This is a genomic window from Avibacterium sp. 21-594 (assembly GCF_026226815.1).
GTDB lineage: Bacteria > Pseudomonadota > Gammaproteobacteria > Enterobacterales > Pasteurellaceae > Avibacterium > Avibacterium avium.
In genome coordinates, this window is the sequence record NZ_JAKKOC010000001.1 from 1,095,340 (window position 1) to 1,121,473 (window position 26,134).

Genomic DNA, 26,134 nt, shown 5'->3' on the forward strand with positions numbered 1-26,134 from the left:
AAAATTCTGCGATTTTGCACCGCACTTTATTTCATTTGTTGTTGATACCAATGAAAAATAAATGTGGCAATTTGCTCAACCTGATTGATATCCAAATGTGGCACAGTGCAGCTTAAAGGGTAATCGGTGGCGAGCGCAATCACTTTTTCATCAAGCTCTGGCAGGGCTTTCTCCATTGTTTTACGATGCAATAGAATCTTTGCAATAGGTTCGTGTTTGAAGCCTTCCACCAAAATCAAATCCGTCAGCTGCGGATCAAATTGCGCAGCCAAATAAGTTAAACTCACAGGCCGTGGTGTTTCAGTCATCAATGCCCAACGGTTATCACAAGCCATTACCACTTGGCTCGCGCCTGCTTCTTTCATTCGCCAGCTATCCTTGCCCTCTTTATCCACCTGCGCGTTATGATGGCTATGCTTAATCACCGCCACACGCAAACCTAAATCGGCAAGCTGAGGTAAAAGTTTTTCCAGCAAAGTAGTTTTTCCACTGCCACTGTATCCTGTAATGCCAAGCATCGGGCGCATTTTATGTCCTCTATTTGAGAGTTAATTCAGCAATTAAATTTAATAATGATCTTTTTTGTGAAGAATATCACAGATTCATTTATTCAAATATCTCTACGATAATAAAGTGCGGTGTAAATTTCACCGATTTTTATTCAAACACTTTCAACACATCTAAACTCACCCCTTCACCATTTAAATAATCTTGCAGGGCTTGGCTGACAAGTGGGTTGCGTTCTGCTTGTCCTTCTTGTTGGATATAGTGCTGAAATTCTGCGGGGGTGAGCCATAAACCGCCCTCAATATCAGGATCCCTTGGACGGATAGGCAGTTGTTCTTCAAGCTCTACAGCAAACACAAAACGCAAATAATCTTTTTGACTGCGTGGGGCGTGCCATTGGTAAATTTTAATCAGCTTGCTTGGCGTTGCGTCAATTCCTGTTTCTTCACGTAATTCGCGTATTGCACCGGCAAGGATCGTTTCGTTTTGCTCTAAATGCCCCGCAGGTTGGTTTAAGGTCATTTTGCCGTATTCAAATTCTTTGACAAATAAAAATTTGCCTTGGCAATGCACTACGCACGCCATAGTAATATAAGGTCTATGCATTAGATTTCCTTAATTTTAACCGTTGATAAAGTGCTGCTAGCTCTTGGGGATTCAATTGATAATACTGCCCTAATGGCAAATTTTCTACACGAAATCCTGCCATTTTGCCACGAATTAAACGCAAAGTGGGAAAGCCGATATGCGCGGTCATTCGGCGAACTTGGCGGTTCTTGCCCTCACAAATTTTAATTTCTAGCCAGCTTGTGGGAATGTTTTTTCGCTCACGAATAGGCGGCTCTCTGTGCCATAAAAAATTTGGCGCAGAAATCAACCGCACTTTCGCCGGCAAGGTTTTACCATCTTTTAACATTACTCCTTGACGCAGCGGTTCAAGCTCGCTCTCTGTTGGTTCCCCCTCCACCTGCACCAGATAAGTTTTCTCTGTTTTATATTTCGGATCAGCTAGTCGATGCTGAATTTCGCCGTTGTTGGTAAGAATTAACAAGCCCTCACTATCGCGATCCAAACGCCCTGCGGGGTAAATCTGCTCAATAGGGATAAAATCTTTCAGCGTTTGCCGCCCATTTTCATCGCTAAATTGGCTTAGCACATCAAAAGGCTTATTAAACAGCACCACTTTGGTTTGGGCGAAATTCGGTGTGCTTGTTTTTTTACGCGCAAAATGCTGAACCGTTTTTTTGCGTAAATTTTGCCGTTCTTGGTGATTACGGCTTGAAAGAAATTTTGCCTTCATATATGTTATGGAAATGTTGATTCGTTACTTAACAAAAGACACATTTTTAACAATCATTAATGCCGCTTTTGTTAAACATTTCATTCACTATAACACAACATCAAGCATAAAGGAGAAATCCAATGAGTCAAACCCAATCCGCCGTTGTTATCCCACAAGGTGAAAAAATTCGTTTAGATGCACAGGGCGCATTAATCGTGCCAGATAATCCAATTATTCCATTTATTGAGGGCGATGGCATTGGCGTAGATGTAACGCCTGCAATGCAGCGCGTGATCGATGCAGCTGTGGAAAAAGCCTATCAAGGCAAACGCAAAATTTCTTGGTTAGAAATTTATGCCGGTGGCAAAGCTAATAAAGTTTATGGCGAAAACACTTGGCTACCCGCAGAAACCCTTGATTTTATTAAAGAATATCACGTTGCGATCAAAGGCCCGTTGATGACCCCAGTGGGCGGTGGCATTCGCTCGCTCAACGTGGCAATGCGTCAAGGCTTGGATCTTTACAACTGCTTGCGTCCAATTCGCTATTACAGCGGCACGCCAAGCCCAGTGAAGCACCCTGAAAAAGTAAATATGGTGATTTTCCGTGAAAATTCAGAAGATATTTACGCCGGCGTGGAATGGAAAGCTGGCTCGCCTGAAGCGGACAAAGTGATCCAATTTTTGCAACAAGAAATGGGCGTGAACAAAATTCGTTTCCCACAAGATTGTGGTATTGGCATCAAGCCTGTTTCAAAACAAGGCACACAGCGTTTAGTGCGTGCGGCTTTGCAATATGTGATTGATAATGATAGAAAATCCCTCACCCTTGTGCATAAAGGCAACATTATGAAATTCACTGAGGGCGCGTTTAAAGAATGGGGTTATGAAGTGGCGAAAGAATTTGGCGCAACGCTTATCGATGAAGGTCCATGGATGAAACTGACCAACCCGAAAACTGGGCGTGAAATTATCATCAAAGATTCTATTGCCGATGCGTTCTTGCAAGAAGTGTTACTCCACCCAACCGATTACGATGTTATCGCCACGCTCAACCTAAACGGCGACTACATTTCCGATGCCCTTGCCGCACAAGTAGGCGGAATTGGCATCTCACCGGGGGCAAATATCGGTGCGGAAGCAGCAATTTTTGAAGCCACCCACGGCACAGCACCAAAAATCGCAGGGCAAAACAAAGGCAACCCCGGTTCATTAATCCTAAGCGGTGAAATGATGTTACGCCATTTAGGCTGGACAGAGGCCGCGGATTTAGTGGTAAACGCAGTCGCCAAAGCCATTGAAAACAAAACCGTAACCTTTGATTTTGCAGAAATGTTAGAAGACGCGAAATTATGCTCCACGTCCGAATTTGCTGAAGAAATTGTGGCGAATATGTAGCTTAGCGGCAAATCTTTCCCCTTTACTAAATTGGGGAGATTTTGATGCGGGTGAACACATCGGTTCGCCCCTACATTGTGGTAAATCAGAAAAGATCCGTAGAATGGGCTTTAGCCCATCAAAAGGGATAAATTATATTAAATGATGGGCTAAAGCCCATCCTACTCCTACTGTGTGCCTGCCCGAATAGGAGCATTGCGTTGAATAGAGGGCGGACACATCGGTTCGCCCCTACGGGAAAGTGCAATGATAAATGGGAAAAGAGCGGTAAAAAATCTCTGAATTTTTCACCGCTCTTTTTCTTTGCGTTTATTTGTTAATTCAAATAATCATATTCCTCTTGGCTAATCACCGTATCGTAGCCGCCGATGAATTTGTCGGTGTGTTTGCGGATGCCGGTGTATTCTAGGCTCGCATCTTCATAGCGTTTGAAGCTGAACACTGCGCTATTCATTTGAACTTGGTTGAATACGTTAAGGCTAACCAAAAGCTGGAAATCTTTTTGTGTTAAGCCTGTAACCGCAGAGAATAACTCAGGTTCTAGCACTTCAATTACTTCGCGCAAGGTGTGTTCGCGGAAATCGGTAAGATACATAAACACTGGCACGCGGGCAGCAAATTTAATCAGTTTCTCTTGAAGTAACTTGCGTAAGGATTTACGCTCTTTTTCGGCTTCATTGACTGTTTTTTCTTCATCTGGGGTAAGCGGTCGCCCTTCTTGTCTTGCTCCCCCTTTGGTTTTCCTCACTTCAGTAGTGCGGTTGATGATGGTGGTAATGTCTTCTCGTAAGGAGCGGAAGCCCTCAATTTTATCCAATGCTGCCATTGCTTCTTCGCTGTTGCGTAAACGATCAAGGGTAACATTATCCACATTTACCAGCATTGCGCTTTCCCAGCGGCGGGCGAGCAAGGTGGCGGTCATTCCGCTTAGGGCGTAATCTAAAATATCGCCTGCGTCAAAGCGGTGCATTGTGCCGCCGTCATAGGAAAGCACGGGTAAGAAGTGAATAAAATCCGCCACTTGTTTTTCTGGGTTATCTTCCGTTGGGTTTAATTTCGTGCTGTAATCACTCACTTGGGTTAAGGCTCGATTTAACGCAAAATCAAACACATAGCAATATTCTTTCACCACAATTTCTTGCTGATTGTGATCGCGCATTGTCCAAGGGGTTTGCACACGGAATGCCGCTTGGAAATAGGTTTCAGGGCTTTTTAAGTTGCACAGCATAAAAATGCCTGACCATTCAGGAATGGAAATGCCTGTTAATAATTTTCCGCAACTTAGGGTGATGCTTTTATTTTTCAGCGGATTTTCACCAATGGCCTTGCGCACTGGCGGCAAGGCTTTTTCGCCCACGCCAGCCTTGGTGCCAGCGGCCACCACCACGTTATAATCGTGATAAAACTGATTTTGTGGCATTGCCAACAGATTTCGCATTGCAAAACAACTTGCCACGGTGGGCAAAAACCACACCGTATGCAATAAATTTGCCAATAAATTCACATCGCTATAAGGCATTGGCGGTTTCTCAACGCCGAACTGTAAAGGCTGATCGCCACCGTAACGCAACCAATTCAGCCATTTTTGCACTTCATTTTGATACTTAAAGCGCGCCTCATCACCCTCGCCCTCGGCGGCGAAAAATTCGTTTAAATCAAATTCGTTTTTATCGCCTTTTTCTGCCACCGCGCGCAGATCTTCCGCCATTTGGTAAGTCATCATCACCATTTTTGGCAAGGCACGATAAGGGTTGTCGGGCTTGTTCCCCCACTGGATTTTGTCTTGCTGTTCATCGCTATATGTCCAGCTGAACACCTGTTCTTCGATAAATTCGCCATTGTTTAAAGCGCGGAACGGCGTGCCTGAAAGATAAAGATAGTGGTAGGTGGTAAGCCCCAGCTCATCTTGATCAAATTCTATTTGATCCTTTAATTCAGCGCTCAGCTCGCCGTCATCAAATTGTTCTTTGGTTTTGTTGCGCCACGCGCCATAGTGATATTCATCAAACACCACGCAATCCCAGTTAATTTCATACACCCAACGATTGCGATCTTTCACCTTGCCCTTGGCGGTGCGGCCGTGTAAATCTTGCAAAGAAAGGAAACAAATCAACGGTTTATGCAGTTTCTCGCTGTGCGTTTTAATGCGATCCCATTCATCAATATTATTTTTATCCACAAATTGCCAATCGGTAAAATCAATGTGGTTTTGCAAATCTTCTTGCCACGCCGTTTTCACCGCAGGTTTAAAGGTGAGAATCAACACCCGCCGCCACTGCATTTGCTTAATTAATTGATAAGTGGCGAACGTTTTACCAAAACGCATTTTTGCATTCCATAAAAATTGCGGTTCTTTGTTGGCATTTTTCGGATCTGCTCGAAAAGCGTTGAAATAATCCTTTGTGCGTTGCACCGCGCGGGCTTGCTCAGGGCGCATTTTAAAATCTAAAGTGCGGTGTTTTTTCGGCGATTTTCTGCCACGCACCGCCACGATTGCCGCTTGCACCGTTTCCACATCGCACTGAAACCATTCCCCCTCGCTGCGTTTTATGCCCATTTTCTGCAAGGCTTGATGCACATCGTGATCGTTAAAATAAGAACCGTCATCACGCACAGCTAGCTCATCAAGTTTAATTTGATAAGTTTGGCTAGGTGTTTTCACTGGGTATTGTTCCGCAATACGTTCTGCCACTTTGCGCGTGGTGTAGCCCACTTTGAGCATATTCGGAAAGCGATTATCGCTGTAAGCATAAATTTTCGGTTGTTGCAGAGAATGTAAATAATTATTCGACATCGGTTCTCTCCATTGGGCGTACCATTGATTCAATAAAGGCGATTTCATCGCTATTTAAGCCATATTTAGCGTATAACTTTTCATCATTCCACGATTGGCTGAAATCTTGCATTGGGACGAGTTGGTAGGCGTTTCTTGTGGCGTGTTGTGTATTCTTTTTTAAAGTCAGCATAAAATGGAAAAATTTGGTTTGAATGTAAGAAATCACATTTTTTGCTGTTTTTTCATCATCAAAAGGCCCGAAAACTAAATAGGTTTCCGAACAGCAAGAATTGGGTTCACCTAAAATTGGCTTCACTAAATCAACACGGCTATCGCCCGAGCCAATGGCATAAGGCACAAATAATTTATAGCGATCGATCCAATCTCGGTTCACTTTCACTTCACCACGGCTAATGTAATTTACCGCTTTATTGGCATAAAATTTCACTGTGTTATCTTTGGTTTTTGCATAGCCTTTAAATTGGGTAGTAAAACCAAAAGGTTTGCGAGAACTGATGAATTCGTTAAAACTAGGTTCATTGAAACTTTTCACCTTATGATAAAGATCTACGGCTTCGTTACTACGAATAAATGTATCCATATTTTCTTCTAATAAATAACGACTGGCTTGCGAGACCATTTCGCCATTTTCATAGCTGAAAACTTGCGTTTCACCTGTTGAATCTTTTTGCCAAAGGAAATAACACACGCCACCTTTAATATCCACGCCCGAAAAGCAATCCTGCGAATTAGGAAAATCGTGCAATTGACGAATTTGCGAATCTTGCAACATTGTGGCACGGAACTCATCAAGTCCTTTGCCGCCTGCATACCAACGGGCAGGGATAATCATCACCAAATATTCAGGTTGCAATTTTTTCGCTTGTTCCACAAAGTGTTGATAAATCGGGCTAGCACTGGATTGTGCACCACTATCTCTTAATTGGTAAGGCGGATTGCCAATAATAACGTCAAATTTCATCTCTTTATATCGTTCAAAAAATGGGCTGTAAGAATGGATAAAATGGTAGGCGTGGGTTTCAAGTTCATCACCACGATCAAATTCTTTTTGCGATGCACCACATTCCGTACAGCGCTTGTTTTCCCATTTGTGGGCTAAAGTGCGGTAAAAAATATGGCCATTTTCATCATCAAAGGCGGTGCAAACAGAATACTCGCCGTTCGCTTCACGGCTACAATACAGGCTGCGGCGGCTAAGCTGTGCGGTGAGGGTGGTGATGCCAATGCCGAATAATTGCTTGGTGAAAATGTGGTTTAACCGTTCCTGCAAATCAGGAAAATGGCTTTCCAAGCCTTTAATCAGGCGTTTGGCGATCTCGCGTAAAAACACCCCAGATTTACTGCAGGGATCAAGGAATGTTTTGTTGGGATCGCAGAAAAAGTGCGGTGGAATTAAATCCAACATTTTATTTGCCAACTGGGGCGAGGTGAACACTTCATCACTCGATAAATTGGCAAGACAAGATAACACGTCAGGGTTGTAATTTTTCAGCATTATTGGATCTCACTTTGTTCATATTCGGCGGCATAGGTTTGCTTGATCTGCAAAAAATCGCATAGGCTGGATTGAAAAACCGTGCGATAAGGGTGCGGTTGGGCTGCGTTGCCATTTGGCGTGATGGTGTATTCTTCCCCTACCAAGCCTGAGTAGATAAACGGCACGCGCTTGATTTTTCTCTCGTTAATAAAACTCCACTGAGAAAAAATAATGGCTTTTTTCGCCCGCTCTTCTTCCGTACCGCTTAAATTCGGAATGGGAGAATGCTCACGCGGGTATTTCACTTCCATTTTTAACGCATCGCCCAACACAATGTTGAAATGCAACAGGCAATCAATGGCATCAAGACATTCGGTTTTTTGGCTGTGCGGAAATAGCCGCGCGTATTCTTGCGCAGCAAAATCAAACAGCCGTTTGCGGCAGGCTTTTACGTTATCTTCCAACAGCTCAATACCGTAAAGACTGCTTACCACAAGGATTAAATCTCGCTCATAGGAAAGCTGACTTGGCGATTTAACGTGTTTTTTTCGCTTACTTTTATCTAGATAATTTTCTGCCGCCACCGCCAACTTACGGCGCAAAATTTCGATCAAAAAATTGCCCGTTCCGCACGCAGGTTCTAAAAAAGTGGCAGAAAGTGATTGGGTCTGTATCGCGACTAAATCCAACATTGCGTTCACTTCACGCTCTCGGGTATAAACTTCCCCGTGATCCGCCACACGTTTTTTTGAAACTATTTGTTTTTCGTTAGACACTTTAAAATTTGAGATTAGACTTTAAAACTGAAAGTATTATTGATCTTTTTTAAAGTTTTAACAATATAACTTTCATTATCAAAATCACTGCGTGATAGCTTTGCCACGCTATGAACGAAAAAGAAAAATTCGCCATTAATTTAAGGCAAGCTATGACAAGAAAAGGCTATCCACCAAAGCCTTCAGTGTTAGAAACGATCTTTAATTTAAAATATGAAGGGCAAGACATTACGCCACAGGCGGCTTCGCAATGGCTTAACGGTAAAATGATCCCAAGATTAGATAAGTTAAAGACGCTTGCGATTGTTTTAAATATAGATTTAAGTGAACTCGTACCGCCGAACAAGCTACATAAATTGCAAGCTGCGGAACTTAGACGCATTGGCACGCCCGAAGAATTTCGCTGGGAAAACATCGCCACCCAACAAGACAAAGCCCTTTTCAGCCACTTCCTTGATCTCCCCGAACCCCAACGCAATGTTGTGCGAGAAGTGATTATGGCGCTATATAAACAACACTGCGAATAATTGGTTTTGTTGTGCTTTTCCATTCCAGCCTAGAGCATTGTGATTTGTTTGTTGTTTGGAAATATTGTTTGGGCAGGCAATAGCATCTGGTTGAATTTTGAATAGGTGCGATATATAATGCAGAACAGGCGATAAGGTTTCCCTTACCGCCTGTGGCTAGTTATTCAAGTGCTACCAAGCTGTCGGGCTGTATAGCAACACGAATAACATGATAAGAATTATAAAAATAATTTTCATCGGTCTGATCTCAAATCAGAAGTTAAAACCAACTGTTCGAGATGTGCCACTACCTGACCCGCCAGTCAGGTAATGACAACACCTGACCAGCCATGGAAAAGTATAGCATAAACCGCCTTTTTAGGCGGTTTTATTTTTTATCTAAACTGTTTTCCCTTTATTGCCTAGAAAATTTTATTCGGACAAAACTCAATCTCTCCCGACGGAAAAGTGCGGCGGAAAATTTCCGATTTTTTTACCGCACTTTTTTTATTAATCAGCAAAATTCTGCCAAAAATCTAAACGTTCTTTTAGCTCTTGTATTGGCACAAATCGGGCAAAGCGTTCGACTTCTTTTTGCTGATAAAACATTAACACGACAGGGGCTGTTAAGGCGTGGAAACGGCTTGCCATTTCAGGAATATCTGCAATGTTGGCTTGCATTGCAAAAATTTCTGGCTTATCAGCTAAAAGTGGCGCTAATTGTTGCGCTACCGAAGTACAAACACCACAATTTGGTGCTTTAATCAGTAATAAAACCAATGGGTTATCAATGATCTCTTGCTCAATTTGCGCAAGATTTGTTGCTGTATTCATTTTATTTTCTCATTAAAAAAGATTTGTAGGATAGGCTTCAGCCCATTGTTTAACGCGATTTATCCCTTTGGTGGGTCTTACCTATCGTTTCCCTTTTAATAGGCTAAAGCCTACTTTACTTCTCTCATTAAAAAAGCCATCAAGGTAAGATGGCTTTCGTTACAATTAATCAGCTGATGAATTACATTCCCACTAATACGCAAGGGGTAATGGTTTTGGCTTTTTCGAGGGATTTCACCGTTGTGGCGCGATCACCAATTGGCCCAATCACTACTCGATTCCACTCTGCGCTTGCATTAACGCGAGCATTAAAGCCTGACATTATCAACTTAGCTTGTACATTTTCTGCTTGCTGACGATTTTTAAATGCGCCGCATTGCAAGCCATATTTTTTCTCTCCGCCCGTGTTTTTCGCTACTGCGTTTTCCACTTTTTTCGTGCTTTCTGCTTTCTTCTCAGCTTCTTGTTTTTTCGCTGTTTCCGCTTTTTTAGCTTCTTCTTTTACTTTCGCAACAGATTTAGCTTCCACCACAGCAGGCTTACTTTCCACCACGCTAGCTTTGGCTGGCTCTGGTTTTCTTACGGCTTCTCTGGCTGCCTGTTCTTCAGTTTTCTTGCGTTCTTCAGCTTGTTTTAAGCGCGCGGCTTCAGCGGCCTTTTGCTCTTTTTCCATTTCAATTAGCACTTTTTTCTGCTCTTCTGTTAAACGCATATTTTTTTCCAAAGATTTTGGATTGTCATCCACTGGCACTGTGCGCGTTTCTAAGGCTTTAATATAGCTCCACACTTCTTCGGGTGGCGTTGGCAAGACGCTTTTTGGCGCTTTTTTCTCTGGCGTAGGCACAACAGGGGCAATTTCGTTAGATTTTTGCTTAAGAAAATATAATCCGCCAGCAAATAGCGCGATCACTAATGCCACGATCGTTAAAACTACTGATTTATTTACTTTCTTTGCTTTCTTATTTGTTGCGCCAGATCGGCGAGAAACATAATCACGTTTAGCCACAATAACACCTTGTTTCCATTAAAAGTGCGGTCAAAATTTAGGATAAATTTACTCAATCAGTGGGAAATTTAACAATTATCCCCAACCATAATAAAAAATAACCGCAATTCTACTGAAAAATAGGGGTAATGGCTAGCAAGTTTTAACTTAAATCTAACGGATCCACATCTAAAATCCACCGCACTTGGTGAGCCTTTTGCGGAATATGCTGTTTAAACTGGTTTAACACTTGCTGTAATTTCGCTTTGGAAGAATGTTGTAGCAATAATTGCCAGCGGTAAAACCCTGCTTTTTTACTAAAGGGCGCGGGCAATGGGCCGTAAATTTGCAAGCCTGCCACATTTTGTCGTTGTAACTGTTCGGCAATGTGTTGTAAAAACTGCTCCGCTTCTTCGCTATGTCGGCTCTGCGCGCGAAATAAGGCCTGTGCGCTATAAGGAGGCAGCCCCATTTGTTGGCGTAACTGCAAGGCTTGCTGAGCAAATTCGCCATAGCCCTCTTTTAACAAGGTGCGTAATAAGGGGTGATCGGGATAGTGCGTTTGCAGCACCACTTGCCCGTGTTTCTCACCGCGCCCCGCGCGCCCTGACACTTGTACATAAAGCTGAGCAAGCCGTTCCTCTGCACGAAAATCCAAAGAAAACAAAGCGTTATCCACATTCATTAAGCCCACTAAGGTAACATTAGGAAAATGATGGCCTTTTGCGAGCATTTGCGTGCCGATTAAGATCTGGCTTTTGCCTTGCTGAATATCTTGCAAATGCTGTTCTAGCTTGCCTTTGCGCGCGGTACTATCGCGGTCAATACGCGTTACCACATAATCAGGGAAGCGTTGTTTTAGGGTTTCTTCCAGCTGTTCGGTGCCAAGTCCCGTGGTCATCAAATGGGTTGAACCACAATGCCCACATTGCATTGGAATGGGCCTTTGTGAGTTACAATGATGGCAGCGCAACACGCGTTGATGTTGATGATAAGTATAAGGTTTTTCGCAATGCTGACATTCGGCAATCCAACCGCATTCGTGGCAAAACAACACGGGCGCAAAACCACGGCGGTTTAAAAATAACAACACTTGATTGCCTTGCTGTAAATGTTCCTGCATTTTGTTGGCAAGGGCATCTGACAAGCCATTTTGCATACGCTGATGTTTCAGATCGATAACAAATTGCTGAAGTGCGGTACTATTTCCTGCTCTTTTTTGCAAAATAATATGCTGGTATTTGCCCAACTTCACGTTATTTAAGCTCTCAAGGCTTGGCGTTGCCGATCCTAATAAAATAGGAATATCCAACTGTTTGGCATACACCACCGCCAGATCCCGCGCGTGATAACGCCAGCCCTCTTGCTGTTTGAAGGAACTGTCGTGTTCTTCATCAATCACGATCAAACCAAGATCGGCAAATTGGGTAAACAGCGCCGATCTCGTGCCAATAACCACCGCACTTTGTCCCGATTTTGCTCGTTGCCAAGCCTGCAAGCGTTGCGTATCGTTCAAATTAGAATGTAGAACATCAATTTCTACATTAAAACGCGCTTTAAAACGTTGTACCGTTTGCGGGGTTAAGCCAATCTCTGGCACAAGCACCAACACTTGTCGCCCTTTTTTCAAGGTTTCTTCAATGCTTTGTAAATAGATTTCCGTTTTGCCCGAACCCGTTACGCCGTCAATCAACCACGCAGCAAAGCCTTGATGAAATAAAATTTGCCCTAGCGCCAGCGCCTGTTCTTTATTTAAGCGATGTTTATTTTGCTCATTCACAATCGGCTGTTCAATATCTTGCCAAGGGCGAATTTCCGCTAGCTGCTCTTTTTCTACCACATAGCCTTTTTCTTTCAGGTTCTGCCAAATGCTCGCAGCAAAGGGATTTTGCCCTTTTTCCATAGGCTGTGCGGCCAATAATTGCAATGCTTCTTGCTGTTTCTTCGCGCGTTTCAGCAAATTCTCACGCAAGGCTTGCTCGCCTAATTCTGTAATATGGAAAAAAACTTGCGAATTTTGCACCGCACTTTCACCCTGCCGCAATTTCACTGGCAAGGCTTGGAATAAGGCTTCCCCCAAGGGCGCTTGATAATAATTCGCCGCCCAGTGAATGAGCTGCCACACTGGTTCGTTAAATAAATTTTGTTCATCTAGCACGCCCAAGATCCCTTTGAGCTGTGGTGGATCGATCTCACTTTCAGTAGGAAAATCCACCACGATCCCCACTCGTTTTTGCGTTCCAAATGGCACAACCACACGCCCACCCACCACAGGACTTAAGCTCTCGGGTAGAAGATAATCAAAAAATTGGAACAATGGCACAGCCAGCGCCACACGAACAAGTTTCATTATGCGAGCCTTAACAAACAAAAATTGCCCTTATTATAGCGGAATAATCTCGCCCCTTGAATATTCCTTTTTTTTCGGTATAATTCGCACCCTTAAATGATCCTGTTTACAGTAAGATACTGTAAACGTAATATTAACCACACTCGGTGCTAAATTCAGTTTTAGAGAGCGGAGTGGCTTCAAATTGAGGTTTTTCTATTATGCAACAAGCTATTCATCCAGAATACAAAGAAATTACGGCAACTTGTTCTTGCGGTAATGTAATTAAAACACGTTCAACATTAGGTAAAGACTTAAACCTAGATGTGTGTAGCAACTGCCACCCATTCTATACAGGTAAACAACGTGTTGTTGATACAGGTGGTCGTGTTGAACGCTTCAACAAACGCTTCAGCATTCCAAGCACAAAATAAGATTCTTGATAATAAAAAACCCTACGCAAGTAGGGTTTTTTGTTGGCTAAAAGTTAGCTGTGAAACTACAACAAGTGCGGTACTTTTTCACCAAATTTTTCGTTCAATCATTCCTATGTCCACTCAATGTAATATTTACTCGTACTAAACGGTATCATTCGCTATACCAAGACCTTGAGTGAAATAAATTAGGAGCAAAATAATGCCAAACACATTCATTGATCTATTTTCTAAAATAGAAAAATCACAAGCAATTTGCGTAGTTTGTCGTTTAAAACAAGGGTGGACAACCGATTTACTGGAAAAGTATGCTGATATATTAGATTGGAAAATCCTTTCAATGAATCCATCTTTGCCTTGGTCTGAAACATTAATTGAGCAATTTTTAGATCGTTGGGATTATGATTTTCTAGCGGATAATCCGTCAGTACCATGGACAAATGCGTTAATAGAACACTATGCCAATCGCTTGGATTGGAAATTGCTTTCCACAAGCGAAAATTTTCCTTGGACAATGGAAATATTAGAAAAATATCAAGATCAATTGGAATGGTTTGATTATTGGAGTCTTTCAAACAATTTTTCTTTACCGTGGTCGGCGGAGTTATTAGAACGATTTAAAGAAGAATGGGATTGGGATTATATTTCAGAGCAAAAAAATCTTCCTTGGTCAGCAGATTTAATCCAAAAATATCACCGCTGTTGGCAATGGGGCCATCAACCTTATGGTGGTCTTTCTGAAAATGAATTTTTACCTTGGTCAGCAGAATTGATTCAACAGTTTATCCATCATTGGAATTGGGAAATCCTTTCTTCTAATACTGCATTGCCTTGGTCAGTGGAATTTATTGAACAATTTGCAGATTATTGGAACTGGGAAGCCCTTTCTTATAACATTGCATTGCCTTGGACAGAAGATCTTATTAAACAGTATCTTCACCGATGGAGTTGGAAAGGATTGTCGCACAATAAAGCATTACCATGGTCGATAGACTTAATTCAAAAATATGAAAAGCAATGGGATTGGGGTGAGTTTGGTCTTTCACGAAATATTGGATTACCGTGGTCAATGGATTTGATTTATCAATATATGGATCATTGGAATTGGCAGGGATTTTCACGAAATACCACATTGCCTTGGACGGAGAAATTTATCTCTGAATATACGGATCGCTTTAATTGGCAATTGCTTTCTGTCAATCCATCTTTACCTTGGTCGATTGATCTGATTAATCAATATATTGATCGTTGGGAATGGAAAGGCCATTTTGGACTTTCTGAAAATCCAGCACTACCGTGGTCTATTGAATTAATTCATAAATTTATTGATTATTGGGACTGGAATGTACTAACCCATAATGCTGAAGCATTTAAAATATTTGAAGAAATAACAACAGACGATCTAGAAGAAATTATGACTGTCATTTCGAAAATATAATTCAAAAGCTAATTGTGAATAAAATTGTTTTTTATCATACATTAGCCAAATTCTTTACTCGAAAAAAATCGGAAAGTTATCTTTCCGATTTTTTATTTAACGTTCACATAAGTGGTTCAAACTTACTCCCCTTTCCCCAAAAACTCCACCGCGGTATCCGGGAAATCGGTGAAAATACCTGTTGCGCCAGCTTGGTTTAGCAAAGCATCGTACATTTGGTTTACGTTAGTAAAAAATGCAGGTAAGGCATCTTTTCGTACGGTGTAAGGGTGTAGTTCCATATTGTATTTTTTCAATTCTTGCACAAGTGGGGTGTAAACCACTTTGTCTTTTGTGGATTGATCTTTATCAATCAACATATACCAACCCGGCCCTACGCCGTCTGCATATTTTGCCACTTCAGCCATTGCACCATCTTTGAACATCCAACCATAATCATAGTTTACCCATTCCCCCTGCGGATTTTTTTCTTCCGTTTCGTGCCAATCGGTGTAAGCCACAAGTTGAACTAATTTCAGATCCATACCTAATTGTGGCAACAATTCTGTTTTGATACGTTTAAGCTCATTAAAATCAAAGGTTTGCAAATAAACGCGATCAGATTTTTGAGTATAACCATATTTTTTCAGCACTTCTAAGGTGGCTTTGGCAATGTCTTTACCTTCTTTATGATGTAGCCAAGGCGCTTTGATTTCAGGATAAATCCCAATTTTTTTCCCTGTGGATTTTTCTAGCCCTTGGATAAATTCAATTTCATCTTCAAAAGTGTGAATTTTGAAATGGGATTTCCACATTGGGAAGCGCTCTGGATAAACCTGAACTTGTTTGCCATCTTTCACTTCAAAATTTTCTGTCATATTAAGCGATTGGATCTCCGCAAGGGTGAAATCCACCACATAATAACGTCCATCTGCACGTTTACGATCGGGGAATTTTTTCGCCACGTCAGTCAGCCCGTCTAAAAAATGATCGTGGATCACGATTAAATGATCGTCTTTCGTCATCGCTAAATCTTGTTCTAAATAATCCGCTTTTTGTCCAAAGGCAAGGGCTTTACTTTCTAGCGTATGCTCAGGCAAATAGCCACTTGCTCCGCGGTGAGCGATAACAAGTTTTTCATTATTATTCATTGTTGGCATTGCATTTGCTGCTTGCACACAAGTAAATGCCAAGGTGGATAAGGCAACAACTTGAGCTAATTTTTTTAATTTGAATGTCATAAAAACTCCTTTTAGTAAAGTGCGGTGCTTTTTCACCGAATTTTTACAAATAAAAAAGGAAGGGCATTGCTGCACTTCCTTTCTAATTATTCACTATTTACCGTAGTGATCGCCTAATGTGGCTTTATGTTTTGCTTCTTGAATAGTTACGATTAAGAGTAACAATACTGCCAAGATACCGCCGGTGATCATTACATAGAAACCACCGTCCCAACCGTAGTATTCCGCAGCCCAACCCACAACGGCTGAAGCAGAAACTGTACCACCGAGATAACCAAATAAGCCTGTGAAACCTGCAGCTGTACCTGCCGCTTTTTTCGGTGCAAGTTCAAGAGCGTGTAAACCAATTAACATTACTGGACCATAAATTAAGAAACCGATAGTGGTCATTAAGATAAAGTCAGTTAATTGATATGGGTTTTCATACCAAGCTTTGCCTGCATATTGTGCAAGTTCAGCTTCAGGCGTTGCTGGGTTTAACCATAATGCCACTACTGCAATGGTGGTTAAGATCATAAAGATGAAACCCGTTAAACCACGTTTGCCTTTAAATAGGTGATCGGATACCCAACCACAGATAAGCGTTCCCGGAATCGCCGCTAATTCATAAATGGTGTATGCCCACGCTGTACCTTTGATATTGAAGTGTTTCACCTCACCCAAATACACTGGCGACCATTTTAATACACCATAACGAATTAGATAAACGAACACATTAGCAATGGCGATATACCATAACAATTTGTTTTTTAAGACATAAGTAACGAAAATATCTTTGGTGCTGAGATCGTTTTCGTAGGTTTTTTCGTTGTAATCATCTGGATAATCATTACGCCATTTTTCAATGGCTGGTAAACCGCAAGATTGTGGCGTATCTTTCATTACTAAGAATACTGGAATGGCCGCAATCATTGCCGCAATCCCCGGATAGTAAAGTGCTTGTTGCCATACATCTTTTGCAGTGGCTTGCACGCCGTGCTCACTGAAATAAATCGCACTGGCTAATAGCACCATTGCACCCGGCACCATTCCCCCTAGATTGTGCGCGGTATTCCAGATAGACACGATTGTTCCGCGTTCATTTTTCGACCACCAGTGTACCATTGTACGTCCGCACGGCGGCCACCCCATACCTTGGAACCAACCATTAAGGAAGATCATCACAAACATCACTAAAATGCCTGATGTCGCCCAAGGCATTAAGCCCATTAGGGTCATACATAAACCTGAAAGTAACAAGCCACAAGGTAAGAAAACTTTCGGATTTGAGCGGTCAGAGATGGTCGCCATAAAGAATTTTGACAAACCATAAGCTAAACCCGCACCAGTCCCGATAATACCGAGTTCCGCTTTATTATAAAGCCCTGCTTCAATTAACCCTTTCTGTGCTAAATCAAAATTTGCGCGCACAAAATAATATGCCGCATAACCAAAGAAGATCCCTGCAAACACTTGCCAACGCAAGCGTCTATAAGTGGAATCTATCTTTTCTTTTGGCAGCTCCGCAATGTGAGGAGCTGGTTTAAATGGTCCAAACATAGATATTCTCCAAGTTGTTATTTTTTTATAGATGAAATACGTTCTTTTACGAACATTTCCAACATATCATAGCGAGAAAATAAAAAACGAAAAGAAGATAAAGTTTAAGATGTGATGTTTATCACAAAAAAATAACAAAAACTTTTCAATGACGGATAAATAGTGATCTACCTCACATAATTTAATACAAATTCGCTCATTTTATTTTCCAAAACGAACATTTGTCGTATGATAGGCTTGTTAATTTTATCTTTTTATTTACAAATTTAATGTGGGGGAAAAGCGATGAAAATATCACCGCACTTTTATCAAAATGCACAGGACTTTTCGCCTATCAATACGGACGTGATCATCATTGGCGGTGGTGCAACGGGGGCAGGTATTGCACGAGATTGTGCATTACGCGGTATTGATTGCGTGTTATTAGAACGCCGCGATATTGCCACAGGGGCAACGGGGCGTAACCACGGGCTGTTGCACAGTGGCGCACGTTATGCGGTGAATGATGAAGAATCTGCGCGCGAATGTATCCAAGAAAATCTCATTTTAAAAAATATCGCGCGCCATTGTATTGAAGACACCAAAGGGCTATTTATCACGCTGCCTGAAGATGATTTGGCCTATCAAAAAACCTTTCTTACCGCTTGCGATAATGCTGGTATTGAAGCGGTGGCAATCGAACCTGATTTAGCCAGACGCTTAGAGCCTTCGGTCAATCCGAATTTAGTGGGCGCGGTGGTGGTGCCTGATGGTTCTATCGATCCTTTCCGTCTTACTTCCGCCAATATGCTTGATGCCAGCGAACGTGGGGCAAAAATTTTCACCTATTGCGAAGTCAAAGGGCTAATCCGTGAAGGCGATCGCGTGATTGGGACGAAAGTTTACGATCATAAAAATAAAGTAGAACGCTTGTTTTTTGCCCCTGTTGTGGTGAATGCAGGTGGGATTTGGGGACAAGGCATTGCCGAATATGCCGATCTCAAAATCCGAATGTTCCCAGCCAAAGGGGCGCTATTAATTATGGGGCACCGCATTAATAATCTAGTGATTAACCGCTGCCGTAAGCCTGCCGATGCAGATATTCTCGTGCCAGGGGATACCATTTGCGTGATCGGCACAACTTCAAGCCGTATTCCTTATGATCAAATTGATAATATGGTGGTAACGCCTGAAGAAGTGGATATTTTGTTCCGTGAAGGGGAAAAACTCGCCCCTTCCCTACGCCACACCCGTGTGCTACGTGCTTATGCGGGCGTGCGCCCACTGGTTGCCACTGATGACGATCCTTCAGGGCGTAACGTGAGTCGTGGCATTGTGTTACTCGATCACGCAGAACGCGATGGCTTGGAAGGTTTCGTCACCATTACCGGTGGCAAGTTAATGACCTATCGCCTAATGGCGGAATGGGCAACGGATTTGGTGTGCAAAAAACTCAATAAATCCGCCACTTGTACCACAGCGAGCCAGCCTTTACCGGGGTCAGACGCAACACAAGAAGAAACCTACAAGCAAATTATTTCACTGCCAACACCAATTAAAATTTCTGCGGTATATCGCCACGGTCAGCGCGCCACCAAATTGCTCGATCAAGAACGCTTAGATCGTTCCTTGGTTTGTGAATGTGAAGCGGTAAGCGCAGGGGAAGTGCGTTATGCCGTTGATGAACTCAAGGTGAATAATTTGGTGGATTTACGCCGCCGTACCCGTGTAGGAATGGGAACCTGCCAAGCGGAACTTTGCGCCTGTCGTGCAGCAGGCTTAATGGCACGTTTTAATGTTGCCACACCACGCCAATCCACCACTCAACTAGCGTCTTTTATGGAAGAACGTTGGCGTGGTATTCAGCCTATTGCTTGGGGAGAGGCGGTGCGCGAAGCAGAATTTACCAGCTGGATTTATTACAGTTTACTCGGTTTAAATGATGTTAAACCACTTGATGAACAAGCCACACAGGGGACAGATAGCAATGAAATTTGATGTAATTATTATCGGCGGTGGCTTAGCAGGCTTAACCTGCGCCATTGCGCTGCAACAACAAGGCAAACAGTGCGCCATTGTCAATAATGGGCAAGCGGCAATGGATTTTTCCTCTGGCTCATTAGATTTACTTAGTCAGCTTCCAGAAGGAAGTGCGGTGGAAAATTTCGCTGAAATTTACCCGCACTTTGCTAAGCTGCTGCCACATCACCCTTATACATTGTTAGGCAAAGAACAGGTACTTGCCAAGGCCGAGCGCTTTGAGCAATTAGCCGAAGCGCTCAATTTAGATCTGGTTGGTTCAAGCAAAGAAAATCACTTCCGTGTTACCCCACTGGGTGGCTTGCGCCGTACTTGGTTATCTGCCAACAGCGTGCCAACCTTGCCGTTATCACAAACAGAATTTCCCCATAAACGCATTGCGGTGCTAGGCATTGAAGGCTATCACGATTTCCAACCGCAATTATTGGCGGATAACCTAAAACAAAATCCGCAATTTGCCCATTGCGAAGTCAAAATCGGCTACCTGCATATTCCACAGCTAGACCAATTGCGCAACAACGCGCGGGAATTTCGCAGTGTCAATATTTCGCAAATGTTAGAACATAAATTGGCTTTCAGCGAATTAGTTCAAGAAATCAAACAAGCAGCAAATGGCGCAAGTGCGGTGTTTTTGCCCGCTTGTTTTGGCATAGATGATCAGCACTTTTTCAATAGCCTAAAACAAGCAACCGGGCTGAATTTATATGAATTACCTACCCTGCCACCGTCTCTATTGGGAATGCGTCAGCGCAAAGCCTTAAAGGCAGAATTTGAAAAATTAGGCGGTGTGATGCTCAATGGGGACAAAGCCTTACGTGCAGAAATTGTCGATCACCAAGTGAAAGCCCTTTACACCCAATTACATCAAGATGATGCGCTTTATGCTGAACATTTTGTGCTGGCTTCAGGGCATTATTTTAGCTCGGGCATTGTGGCCGATTTCGATCGAATTTTAGAGCCGATTTTTGATTTGGATATTATCGGCTATGGTGATTTTGACAACGATAAGCGCCTTTCTTGGACGAAAGATCGTTTCTCTGCCCCACAGCCTTATCAAAGTGTGGGGGTAAAAATTAACACAAAATGCCAAGTACACAAGTGCGGTGAGATTTTAACCAATTTATACGCCGTAGGCTCGGTTATTGGCGGTTACAATAATTTAGAACTCGGTTGTAGCTCGGGCGTGGCGGTAGTTACCGCGCTCACCGTGGCAGAACAGATTCTTGCAGGGGGCAAATAATGAACATTCAACAATTAATCGAAAACGCAAAACAAAACGCCACCTTGCCACCAAGCCATCAATATGTGGATAACAGTTTTGAAAGCTGCATAAAATGTACGGCTTGCACGGCGGTTTGCCCCGTATCAAAACAAAACCCGCTCTACCCCGGTCCAAAACAAGCTGGCCCAGATGGGGAACGTTTCCGCCTAAAAAGTGCTGCCTTTTATGATGAAGCACTGAAATATTGTACCAACTGCAAACGCTGTGAAGTGGCTTGTCCTTCTGATGTAAAAATTGGCGATTTGATCGTTCGCGCGCGTAATAGCCATTTGAAAGAGCAGAAAAAATCGCTGATTCATAAATTACGCGATGCGGTGCTAAGTAACACGGACATAATGGGCAAACTCAACACCCCTTTTGCCCCTGTGGTGAATACCATTACAGGCTTAAAAGCCACGAAATTCCTACTGGAAAAAACCTTACAAGTCAGCCAGCATCGCAGCCTGCCGAAATATTCCTTCGGCTCATTCCGTCAATGGTATAAAAATAATGCCCTTGAGCGTCAGCGTTATTACAAAGACAAAGTGGCTTACTATCACGGTTGTTACGTGAATTATAATAATCCACAGCTCGGTAAGGATTTAATCAAGGTTTTCAACGCCTTAGATATTGGCGTAATGTTGCTAGAAAAAGAAAAATGTTGCGGCTTGCCATTAAGCGTGAACGGATTTCCAAAACGTGCTAGACAACTTGCCGAATTTAACCTTGCTCAGCTAGAAAATACCATTATTAATCAAGAGCTTGATGTAGTTGGCACCTCTTCTAGCTGTACAATGAATTTGCGTGATGAATATCATCATATTTTAGGTATGGATAACGCCAAAGTGCGTCCGCATATCAATATTGTAACCAAATATTTATATCAGCTATTCCAACGCCAAAATTCACCGCAGTTTAAATCAATGCCGTTAAAAGTGGCGTATCACACCGCCTGCCACGTTGATAAAGCGGGTTGGGCGCCTTATACGCTTGCGCTACTAAAACTGATTCCTGATTTAGAAGTAGTAATGCTACCAAGCCAATGTTGCGGTATTGCTGGCACTTACGGCTTTAAAGCAGAAAACTATGAGGTTTCCCAAGCCATTGGTAAAACCTTGTTTGAGCATATTGAAGAAGGGCAATTTGATTTTGTGATTTCAGAGTGCGAAACCTGCAAATGGCAAATTGATATGTCCACCAGCCTAACCTGCCTGCACCCAATCACGTTGTTGGCGAAAGCATTGTAAAAATAGGCAAAATCTCCGCATAAAAAAACCGCACTTTTAAAGTGCGGTTTTATTTTTCTGAATTTTTTAATCTGAAATTACGCTAATTTTTTGATTTGAGCAGATAATTTAGATTTGTGGTTCGCTGCTTTGTTTTTGTGGATTAAGCCTTTAGATGCCATACGATCCACAACTTTTTGCATTTCTACGAAAGCGGCTTCAGCCACAGCTTTTTCACCTGCTGCTACAGCGGCGTAAACTTTTTTAATGTAAGTACGCATCATAGAGCGTTGGCTTGCATTGTGTTGGCGGCGTTTTTCTGATTGAACCGCGCGTTTTTTAGCTGACTTGATATTAGCCAAGGTCAAACTCCTAAAAATTTCTGTTAGTTTATGAGATAAATAAAGGCGTAAACTATGCCTTTCCGTTCCATAATTGTCAATAAACAATTAGCAAAATTTAGCTTGATTACTCGGTGAGACACAACCGAAAGTCTGCATCGTTCGCTGAAAATGCGGCTTTCAATGTAGCCCACCCAAACGATGTGGGCGAATTTTATCAGTTTTTTTGCCTAGAATATAGCTTAAAAACAAAATTTCTATACAATTAAGCCAAATTTTTCTTGATGAGAAAGCTATTTTGAGTAAACGATTATTAAAATCTGGCATTATTGTCAGTGCAATGACTTTATTATCGCGCGTACTTGGATTGGTGCGTGATGTGATTATCGCCCAAATCATCGGCGCGGGGTTAAGTGCTGATGTGTTCTTGTTTGCCAACCGTATTCCTAATTTTTTACGCCGTTTATTTGCTGAAGGCGCATTTTCTCAAGCCTTTGTGCCAGTTTTGGCAGAATACCAAAAAGCCGGCGATCTCAACAAAACCCAGCAATTTATCAGCAAAGTTTCGGGGACATTAGGCGGATTAGTTACTATCGTTACTGCCTTTGCGATGATTTTCTCCCCTGTGGTTGCCGCCATTTTCGGTACGGGCTGGTTTATTGATTGGCTCAATGATGGGGTAAACGGCGTGAAGTTTGAACAAGCCTCATTGTTACTCAAAATCACCTTTCCTTATTTATGGTTTATTACCTTTGTTGCGTTATCAGGAGCAATTTTAAACACGCTCGGCAAATTTGGCGTGATGGCATTTTCGCCTGTGTTGCTCAATATCGCGATGATTTGCACCGCACTTTTCCTTGCGCCCTACACATCAAGCCCTGATCTTGCCCTTGCTATCGGGATCTTTATTGGAGGTTTGTTGCAATTTTTATTTCAGTTGCCTTTCTTAAAGCAAGCAGGCTTATTAGTGAAACCAAAATGGGCGTGGAATGATGCAGGGGTAAAAAAAATCCGCACGCTGATGATCCCTGCCTTATTCGGGGTTTCCGTGAGCCAAATCAATTTACTGCTAGATACTTTTATTGCCAGTTTCTTGATGACAGGCTCGATCAGCTGGCTTTATTATTCTGACCGTTTGCTCGAATTTCCCCTTGGTTTATTTGGTATCGCCATTTCTACCGTGATCTTACCGACACTGGCGCGCCACCACGTTAATCGCACAGATAATGCCGAACAAAGTGCGGTGGATTTTCGCAACACAATGGATTGGGGCGTGCGAATGATTTTATTACTCGGCGTGCCCGCGATGATCGGCATTGGTGTGCTTGCCCAGCCAATGTTGTTGGTGCTATTTATGCGTGGTGAATTTTTATTTTCTGATGTGCAAGCGGCCTCTTATTCCTTGTGGGCATTTAATATGGGATTGCTCAGTTTTATGTTGATCAAAATTCTCGCCAACGGCTATTACGCACGCCAAGACACCAAAACACCAGTGAAAATCGGTATTATCGCTATGGTGAGCAATATGGCATTTAACCTGCTTGCCATTCCGTTTAGCTATGTGGGGCTTGCCATTGCTTCGGCGATGTCTGCCACCTTAAACGCCTATTTGCTCTACCGTGGGCTAGCACAGGCAAATGTCTATCACTTTAGTAAACAAAGTGCGGTGTTTTTTGCCAAAGTTTTCACCGCAGGGCTAGCAATGGGCGCTGTGGTTTGGCACTATTGCCCAAGTTTAATCCAGTGGCAACAAATGGCGTTTGTTCAGCGCATTCACTGGCTCGTGTGGCTGATTGCCGTTGCGGCAGTAATTTATGGCGGCGCACTGTTACTTTTAGGCATTCGCAAACGCCATTTAGTCCATTCATAAACGCATTATAAAAATAATGAAAAATTTCACCGCACTTTAATGTGGGAATATTTGCGCAGCGCGTTGCGAAAACGTAAACTAGGGCAAGATTATTGGGGAACATTATGAAATTATTACAACAGAAAAAACGCCATTTACTCAGCGCACTAAGTTTGCTGGCGGGTTGTGTTTTAACCAGTTTAAATGTTTACGCTGAGCATACCGTAGATCTCAAAGTGATTGGGGTAAAAGGGGTAAAAGCCATTGAAAACGTGGATATTTACACCAAGATGATCGATCCTGAAGAAGCGGACGGCTCAGATCGCTATCAATATATTGTGAGTGAAGCCATCAAAAAAGCCTTGCGCGTTTATGGCTACTACAACATTAAAATTGATTTTCGCCTGCAACCTGCCAAAGGAGGCAAACGCCCTATACTCATCGCCGATGTTAATGCTGGCAAACCTGTTTTGCTCACAGGAATGGATATTCAAATTCTGGGCCAAGCAAAAGACGATGAAGCCTTCAAAGCGTTAGATAAAAAATTGCCAAAACTTGGCGAGCTACTTTATCATTCCAAATATGAAGATTACAAAAGCGCACTGCAATCCCTTTCTCTGGCTCGTGGTTATTTTGATGCGGACTTTGACGTTTCCCAATTATTAGTGCGTCCTTCCACTTATCAAGGCTGGTGGAAAATCACCTTTGATAGTGGTGAACGCTATCGCTTCGGCAAATTCACCTTTCAGCGCTCGCAAATTCGTGAAGATTATTTGCGTAATATGATGGAAATTGAAGAAGGGCAACCTTATCTCATCAATGATCTTTCCAGTTTTACCAACGATTACACCTCCACTAACTGGTTTAGTTCAGTGTTAGTGCAACCTAACCTTGATGAAGAAAATAAAATCGTTAATGTTGATGTGCTACTCACGCCACGCAAAAAAAATGCAATGGACGTGGGGATAGGTTATTCCACCGATGTCGGCCCGCGCTTTCAATGGGGCTGGACAAAGCCTTGGATCAACAGCCGTGGGCATAGTTTCCGTTTTAATCTTTATGCTTCTGCGCCAAAACAAACGGTGGAAGCGGTGTATAAAATGCCACTGTTGAAAAATCCGCTGCGTTATTATTATGAATTTTCCACCGGTTACGAACGGGAAAAAACTAACGACACGGAAACCTCATCAGGCACCTTTGCAGCGTTACGTTATTGGAATCGCGTATCAGGCTGGCAGCACGCCCTTGGGTTGCGTGTGCGTTATGATTCTTTCACCCAAGCCAATCATTCTGATCGCACTTGGTTGGTTTACCCCACTGCGTCCATTAGCCGCACGCGCTTAAGGGGCGGTTTATTCCCAACTTGGGGCGATGCACAGCGTTTAACCGTGGATTTTGGGCATAAAATCTGGCTTTCTGATGCGAATTTCTTCAAAGTACAAGCGTCCAGCGCGTGGATTCGCACCTTTGCCGATAATCACCGTTTCTTAGTGCGTGGTGAGATCGGTTGGTTACAGACCAAAAATTTAGAGAGAATTCCGCCCGCACTTCGTTTCTTTGCTGGGGGCGATCGTAGCGTGCGCGGTTACGGCTATAAAAAAATCTCACCAAAAAATGCCGAGGGCAAATTGGTGGGCGCAACCCGTCTTGCCACGGGAACATTGGAATATCAATACCAAGTTTATGAAAACTGGTGGCTCGCCACCTTTGCCGACACAGGGCTCGCGGCGAACAGTTTCAATTTAGAAGAACTGCGCTATGGCGCGGGAATGGGCGTACGCTGGGCATCACCTATCGGCGCGGTAAAACTGGATATCGCCACCCCAATTCGTGATAAAGACAACAGCAAAAACGTGCAGTTTTACATTGGTTTAGGTTCGGAATTATAGGCAACAAAAATGACAAAAGAAGCGCAAT

The 26,134-nt window shown here is 42.8% G+C and carries 21 protein-coding genes; 9 read left to right on the top strand and 12 right to left on the bottom strand.

From position 1 onward, the window contains the following. Positions 1-26 precede the first annotated feature (26 nt). The 3 genes from mobB to L5B76_RS05155 all read right to left on the bottom strand — a co-directional run bounded on the left by mobB (position 27) and on the right by L5B76_RS05155 (position 1,807). Entirely contained in the window at positions 27-527 is a 501-nt protein-coding gene (mobB, locus tag L5B76_RS05145) for a molybdopterin-guanine dinucleotide biosynthesis protein MobB (protein WP_326938258.1), read from the bottom strand. A 130-nt stretch (positions 528-657) separates the two neighbouring features. Next, entirely contained in the window at positions 658-1,113 is a 456-nt protein-coding gene (locus L5B76_RS05150) for an NUDIX domain-containing protein (RefSeq protein WP_265754516.1), read from the bottom strand. Continuing rightward, positions 1,106-1,807 (bottom strand): pseudouridine synthase, encoded by a 702-nt coding sequence (locus L5B76_RS05155; protein ID WP_265754517.1) that lies wholly within the window; start codon positions 1,805-1,807, stop codon positions 1,106-1,108. Before L5B76_RS05155 ends, L5B76_RS05150 begins: the two co-directional genes overlap by 8 nt. A 122-nt stretch (positions 1,808-1,929) precedes the next feature. Between L5B76_RS05155 and icd the strand changes: the two genes are divergently transcribed. After that, positions 1,930-3,186 carry an NADP-dependent isocitrate dehydrogenase gene (gene icd, locus L5B76_RS05160; RefSeq protein WP_265754519.1) on the top strand — a complete coding sequence of 419 codons (1,257 nt, stop codon included), beginning with the start codon at positions 1,930-1,932 and terminating at the stop codon, positions 3,184-3,186. Between the two features lie 316 nt (positions 3,187-3,502). On the opposite strand, the gene L5B76_RS05165 is transcribed toward icd, so the two are convergent. From L5B76_RS05165 to L5B76_RS05175, 3 genes are read right to left on the bottom strand one after another with little or no spacing between them, the layout of a single operon-like run. Further along, a complete protein-coding gene (locus tag L5B76_RS05165; RefSeq protein WP_265754520.1) occupies positions 3,503-5,980 on the bottom strand; it encodes a DEAD/DEAH box helicase in 2,478 nt (825 codons plus the stop codon). Further along, positions 5,970-7,478 carry an Eco57I restriction-modification methylase domain-containing protein gene (locus tag L5B76_RS05170; protein ID WP_265754521.1) on the bottom strand — a complete coding sequence of 503 codons (1,509 nt, stop codon included), beginning with the start codon at positions 7,476-7,478 and terminating at the stop codon, positions 5,970-5,972. The genes L5B76_RS05165 and L5B76_RS05170 overlap by 11 nt, the downstream gene beginning before the upstream one ends. Then, positions 7,478-8,236 (bottom strand): hypothetical protein, encoded by a 759-nt coding sequence (locus tag L5B76_RS05175; RefSeq protein WP_265754523.1) that lies wholly within the window; start codon positions 8,234-8,236, stop codon positions 7,478-7,480. Before L5B76_RS05175 ends, L5B76_RS05170 begins: the two co-directional genes overlap by 1 nt. Before the next feature lie 152 nt (positions 8,237-8,388). Between L5B76_RS05175 and L5B76_RS05180 the strand changes: the two genes are divergently transcribed. Continuing rightward, a complete protein-coding gene (locus tag L5B76_RS05180) occupies positions 8,389-8,763 on the top strand; it encodes a helix-turn-helix domain-containing protein (protein WP_265754524.1) in 375 nt (124 codons plus the stop codon). A gap of 489 nt (positions 8,764-9,252) precedes the next feature. Here L5B76_RS05180 and L5B76_RS05185 read toward each other — a convergent pair whose 3' ends face one another. The 3 genes from L5B76_RS05185 to priA form a co-directional block, all read right to left on the bottom strand. Beyond that, complete coding sequence (locus L5B76_RS05185) at positions 9,253-9,576, bottom strand: thioredoxin family protein (RefSeq protein ID WP_115248886.1); 324 nt, start codon at positions 9,574-9,576, stop codon at positions 9,253-9,255. 181 nt (positions 9,577-9,757) lie between these two features. Continuing rightward, a complete protein-coding gene (gene ftsN, locus L5B76_RS05190) occupies positions 9,758-10,582 on the bottom strand; it encodes a cell division protein FtsN (RefSeq protein ID WP_265754525.1) in 825 nt (274 codons plus the stop codon). 142 nt (positions 10,583-10,724) lie between these two features. Continuing rightward, positions 10,725-12,911 carry a primosomal protein N' gene (gene priA / locus L5B76_RS05195; RefSeq protein WP_265754527.1) on the bottom strand — a complete coding sequence of 729 codons (2,187 nt, stop codon included), beginning with the start codon at positions 12,909-12,911 and terminating at the stop codon, positions 10,725-10,727. Positions 12,912-13,111: 200 nt separating this feature from the next. Here priA and rpmE point away from each other — a divergent pair, with 200 nt between their 5' ends. Both rpmE and L5B76_RS05205 read left to right on the top strand, forming a co-directional pair. Further along, positions 13,112-13,324 carry a 50S ribosomal protein L31 gene (rpmE, locus tag L5B76_RS05200; RefSeq protein WP_103855586.1) on the top strand — a complete coding sequence of 71 codons (213 nt, stop codon included), beginning with the start codon at positions 13,112-13,114 and terminating at the stop codon, positions 13,322-13,324. A 202-nt stretch (positions 13,325-13,526) separates the two neighbouring features. After that, positions 13,527-14,762, top strand: a complete 1,236-nt coding sequence (locus L5B76_RS05205; RefSeq protein WP_265754530.1) for a hypothetical protein — start codon at positions 13,527-13,529, stop codon at positions 14,760-14,762. 122 nt (positions 14,763-14,884) lie between these two features. On the opposite strand, the gene glpQ is transcribed toward L5B76_RS05205, so the two are convergent. Both glpQ and glpT read right to left on the bottom strand, forming a co-directional pair. Then, positions 14,885-15,982, bottom strand: coding sequence for a glycerophosphodiester phosphodiesterase (gene glpQ, locus L5B76_RS05210; RefSeq protein WP_265754533.1), 1,098 nt, complete (start codon positions 15,980-15,982; stop codon positions 14,885-14,887). Positions 15,983-16,075: 93 nt separating this feature from the next. After that, positions 16,076-17,521, bottom strand: a complete 1,446-nt coding sequence (gene glpT, locus L5B76_RS05215) for a glycerol-3-phosphate transporter (RefSeq protein ID WP_265754535.1) — start codon at positions 17,519-17,521, stop codon at positions 16,076-16,078. A 285-nt stretch (positions 17,522-17,806) separates the two neighbouring features. On the opposite strand from glpT, the gene glpA reads away from it, so the two are divergent. The 3 genes from glpA to glpC are packed head-to-tail and all read left to right on the top strand — an operon-like array spanning position 17,807 to position 22,048. Further along, positions 17,807-19,498, top strand: coding sequence for an anaerobic glycerol-3-phosphate dehydrogenase subunit A (gene glpA, locus L5B76_RS05220; RefSeq protein WP_265754536.1), 1,692 nt, complete (start codon positions 17,807-17,809; stop codon positions 19,496-19,498). Further along, on the top strand, positions 19,488-20,780 hold the full coding sequence (gene glpB / locus L5B76_RS05225; RefSeq protein WP_265754537.1) for a glycerol-3-phosphate dehydrogenase subunit GlpB: 1,293 nt from the start codon (positions 19,488-19,490) through the stop codon (positions 20,778-20,780). The genes glpA and glpB overlap by 11 nt, the downstream gene beginning before the upstream one ends. Continuing rightward, the gene (gene glpC, locus L5B76_RS05230; RefSeq protein WP_265754538.1) at positions 20,780-22,048 is read left to right on the top strand and encodes an anaerobic glycerol-3-phosphate dehydrogenase subunit GlpC; all 1,269 of its coding nucleotides are present in this window, start codon (positions 20,780-20,782) and stop codon (positions 22,046-22,048) included. The genes glpB and glpC overlap by 1 nt, the downstream gene beginning before the upstream one ends. Before the next feature lie 77 nt (positions 22,049-22,125). Here glpC and rpsT read toward each other — a convergent pair whose 3' ends face one another. Further along, the gene (rpsT, locus tag L5B76_RS05235) at positions 22,126-22,389 is read right to left on the bottom strand and encodes a 30S ribosomal protein S20 (protein ID WP_017805402.1); all 264 of its coding nucleotides are present in this window, start codon (positions 22,387-22,389) and stop codon (positions 22,126-22,128) included. A 277-nt stretch (positions 22,390-22,666) separates the two neighbouring features. Here rpsT and murJ point away from each other — a divergent pair, with 277 nt between their 5' ends. Then, a complete protein-coding gene (murJ, locus tag L5B76_RS05240) occupies positions 22,667-24,238 on the top strand; it encodes a murein biosynthesis integral membrane protein MurJ (RefSeq protein WP_265754540.1) in 1,572 nt (523 codons plus the stop codon). Positions 24,239-24,342: 104 nt separating this feature from the next. After that, complete coding sequence (gene tamA / locus L5B76_RS05245; protein WP_265754541.1) at positions 24,343-26,106, top strand: autotransporter assembly complex protein TamA; 1,764 nt, start codon at positions 24,343-24,345, stop codon at positions 26,104-26,106. Positions 26,107-26,134 lie beyond the last annotated feature (28 nt).

Coding starts and splice junctions, on each gene's coding strand:
- mobB (WP_326938258.1), bottom strand. CDS start 527: ATGCGCCCGATGCTTGGCATTACAGGATACAGTGGCAGTGGAAAAACT.
- L5B76_RS05150 (WP_265754516.1), bottom strand. CDS start 1,113: ATGCATAGACCTTATATTACTATGGCGTGCGTAGTGCATTGCCAAGGC.
- L5B76_RS05155 (WP_265754517.1), bottom strand. CDS start 1,807: ATGAAGGCAAAATTTCTTTCAAGCCGTAATCACCAAGAACGGCAAAAT.
- icd (WP_265754519.1), top strand. CDS start 1,930: ATGAGTCAAACCCAATCCGCCGTTGTTATCCCACAAGGTGAAAAAATT.
- L5B76_RS05165 (WP_265754520.1), bottom strand. CDS start 5,980: ATGTCGAATAATTATTTACATTCTCTGCAACAACCGAAAATTTATGCT.
- L5B76_RS05170 (WP_265754521.1), bottom strand. CDS start 7,478: ATGCTGAAAAATTACAACCCTGACGTGTTATCTTGTCTTGCCAATTTA.
- L5B76_RS05180 (WP_265754524.1), top strand. CDS start 8,389: ATGACAAGAAAAGGCTATCCACCAAAGCCTTCAGTGTTAGAAACGATC.
- L5B76_RS05185 (WP_115248886.1), bottom strand. CDS start 9,576: ATGAATACAGCAACAAATCTTGCGCAAATTGAGCAAGAGATCATTGAT.
- priA (WP_265754527.1), bottom strand. CDS start 12,911: ATGAAACTTGTTCGTGTGGCGCTGGCTGTGCCATTGTTCCAATTTTTT.
- rpmE (WP_103855586.1), top strand. CDS start 13,112: ATGCAACAAGCTATTCATCCAGAATACAAAGAAATTACGGCAACTTGT.
- L5B76_RS05205 (WP_265754530.1), top strand. CDS start 13,527: ATGCCAAACACATTCATTGATCTATTTTCTAAAATAGAAAAATCACAA.
- glpQ (WP_265754533.1), bottom strand. CDS start 15,982: ATGACATTCAAATTAAAAAAATTAGCTCAAGTTGTTGCCTTATCCACC.
- glpT (WP_265754535.1), bottom strand. CDS start 17,521: ATGTTTGGACCATTTAAACCAGCTCCTCACATTGCGGAGCTGCCAAAA.
- glpA (WP_265754536.1), top strand. CDS start 17,807: ATGAAAATATCACCGCACTTTTATCAAAATGCACAGGACTTTTCGCCT.
- glpB (WP_265754537.1), top strand. CDS start 19,488: ATGAAATTTGATGTAATTATTATCGGCGGTGGCTTAGCAGGCTTAACC.
- glpC (WP_265754538.1), top strand. CDS start 20,780: ATGAACATTCAACAATTAATCGAAAACGCAAAACAAAACGCCACCTTG.
- tamA (WP_265754541.1), top strand. CDS start 24,343: ATGAAATTATTACAACAGAAAAAACGCCATTTACTCAGCGCACTAAGT.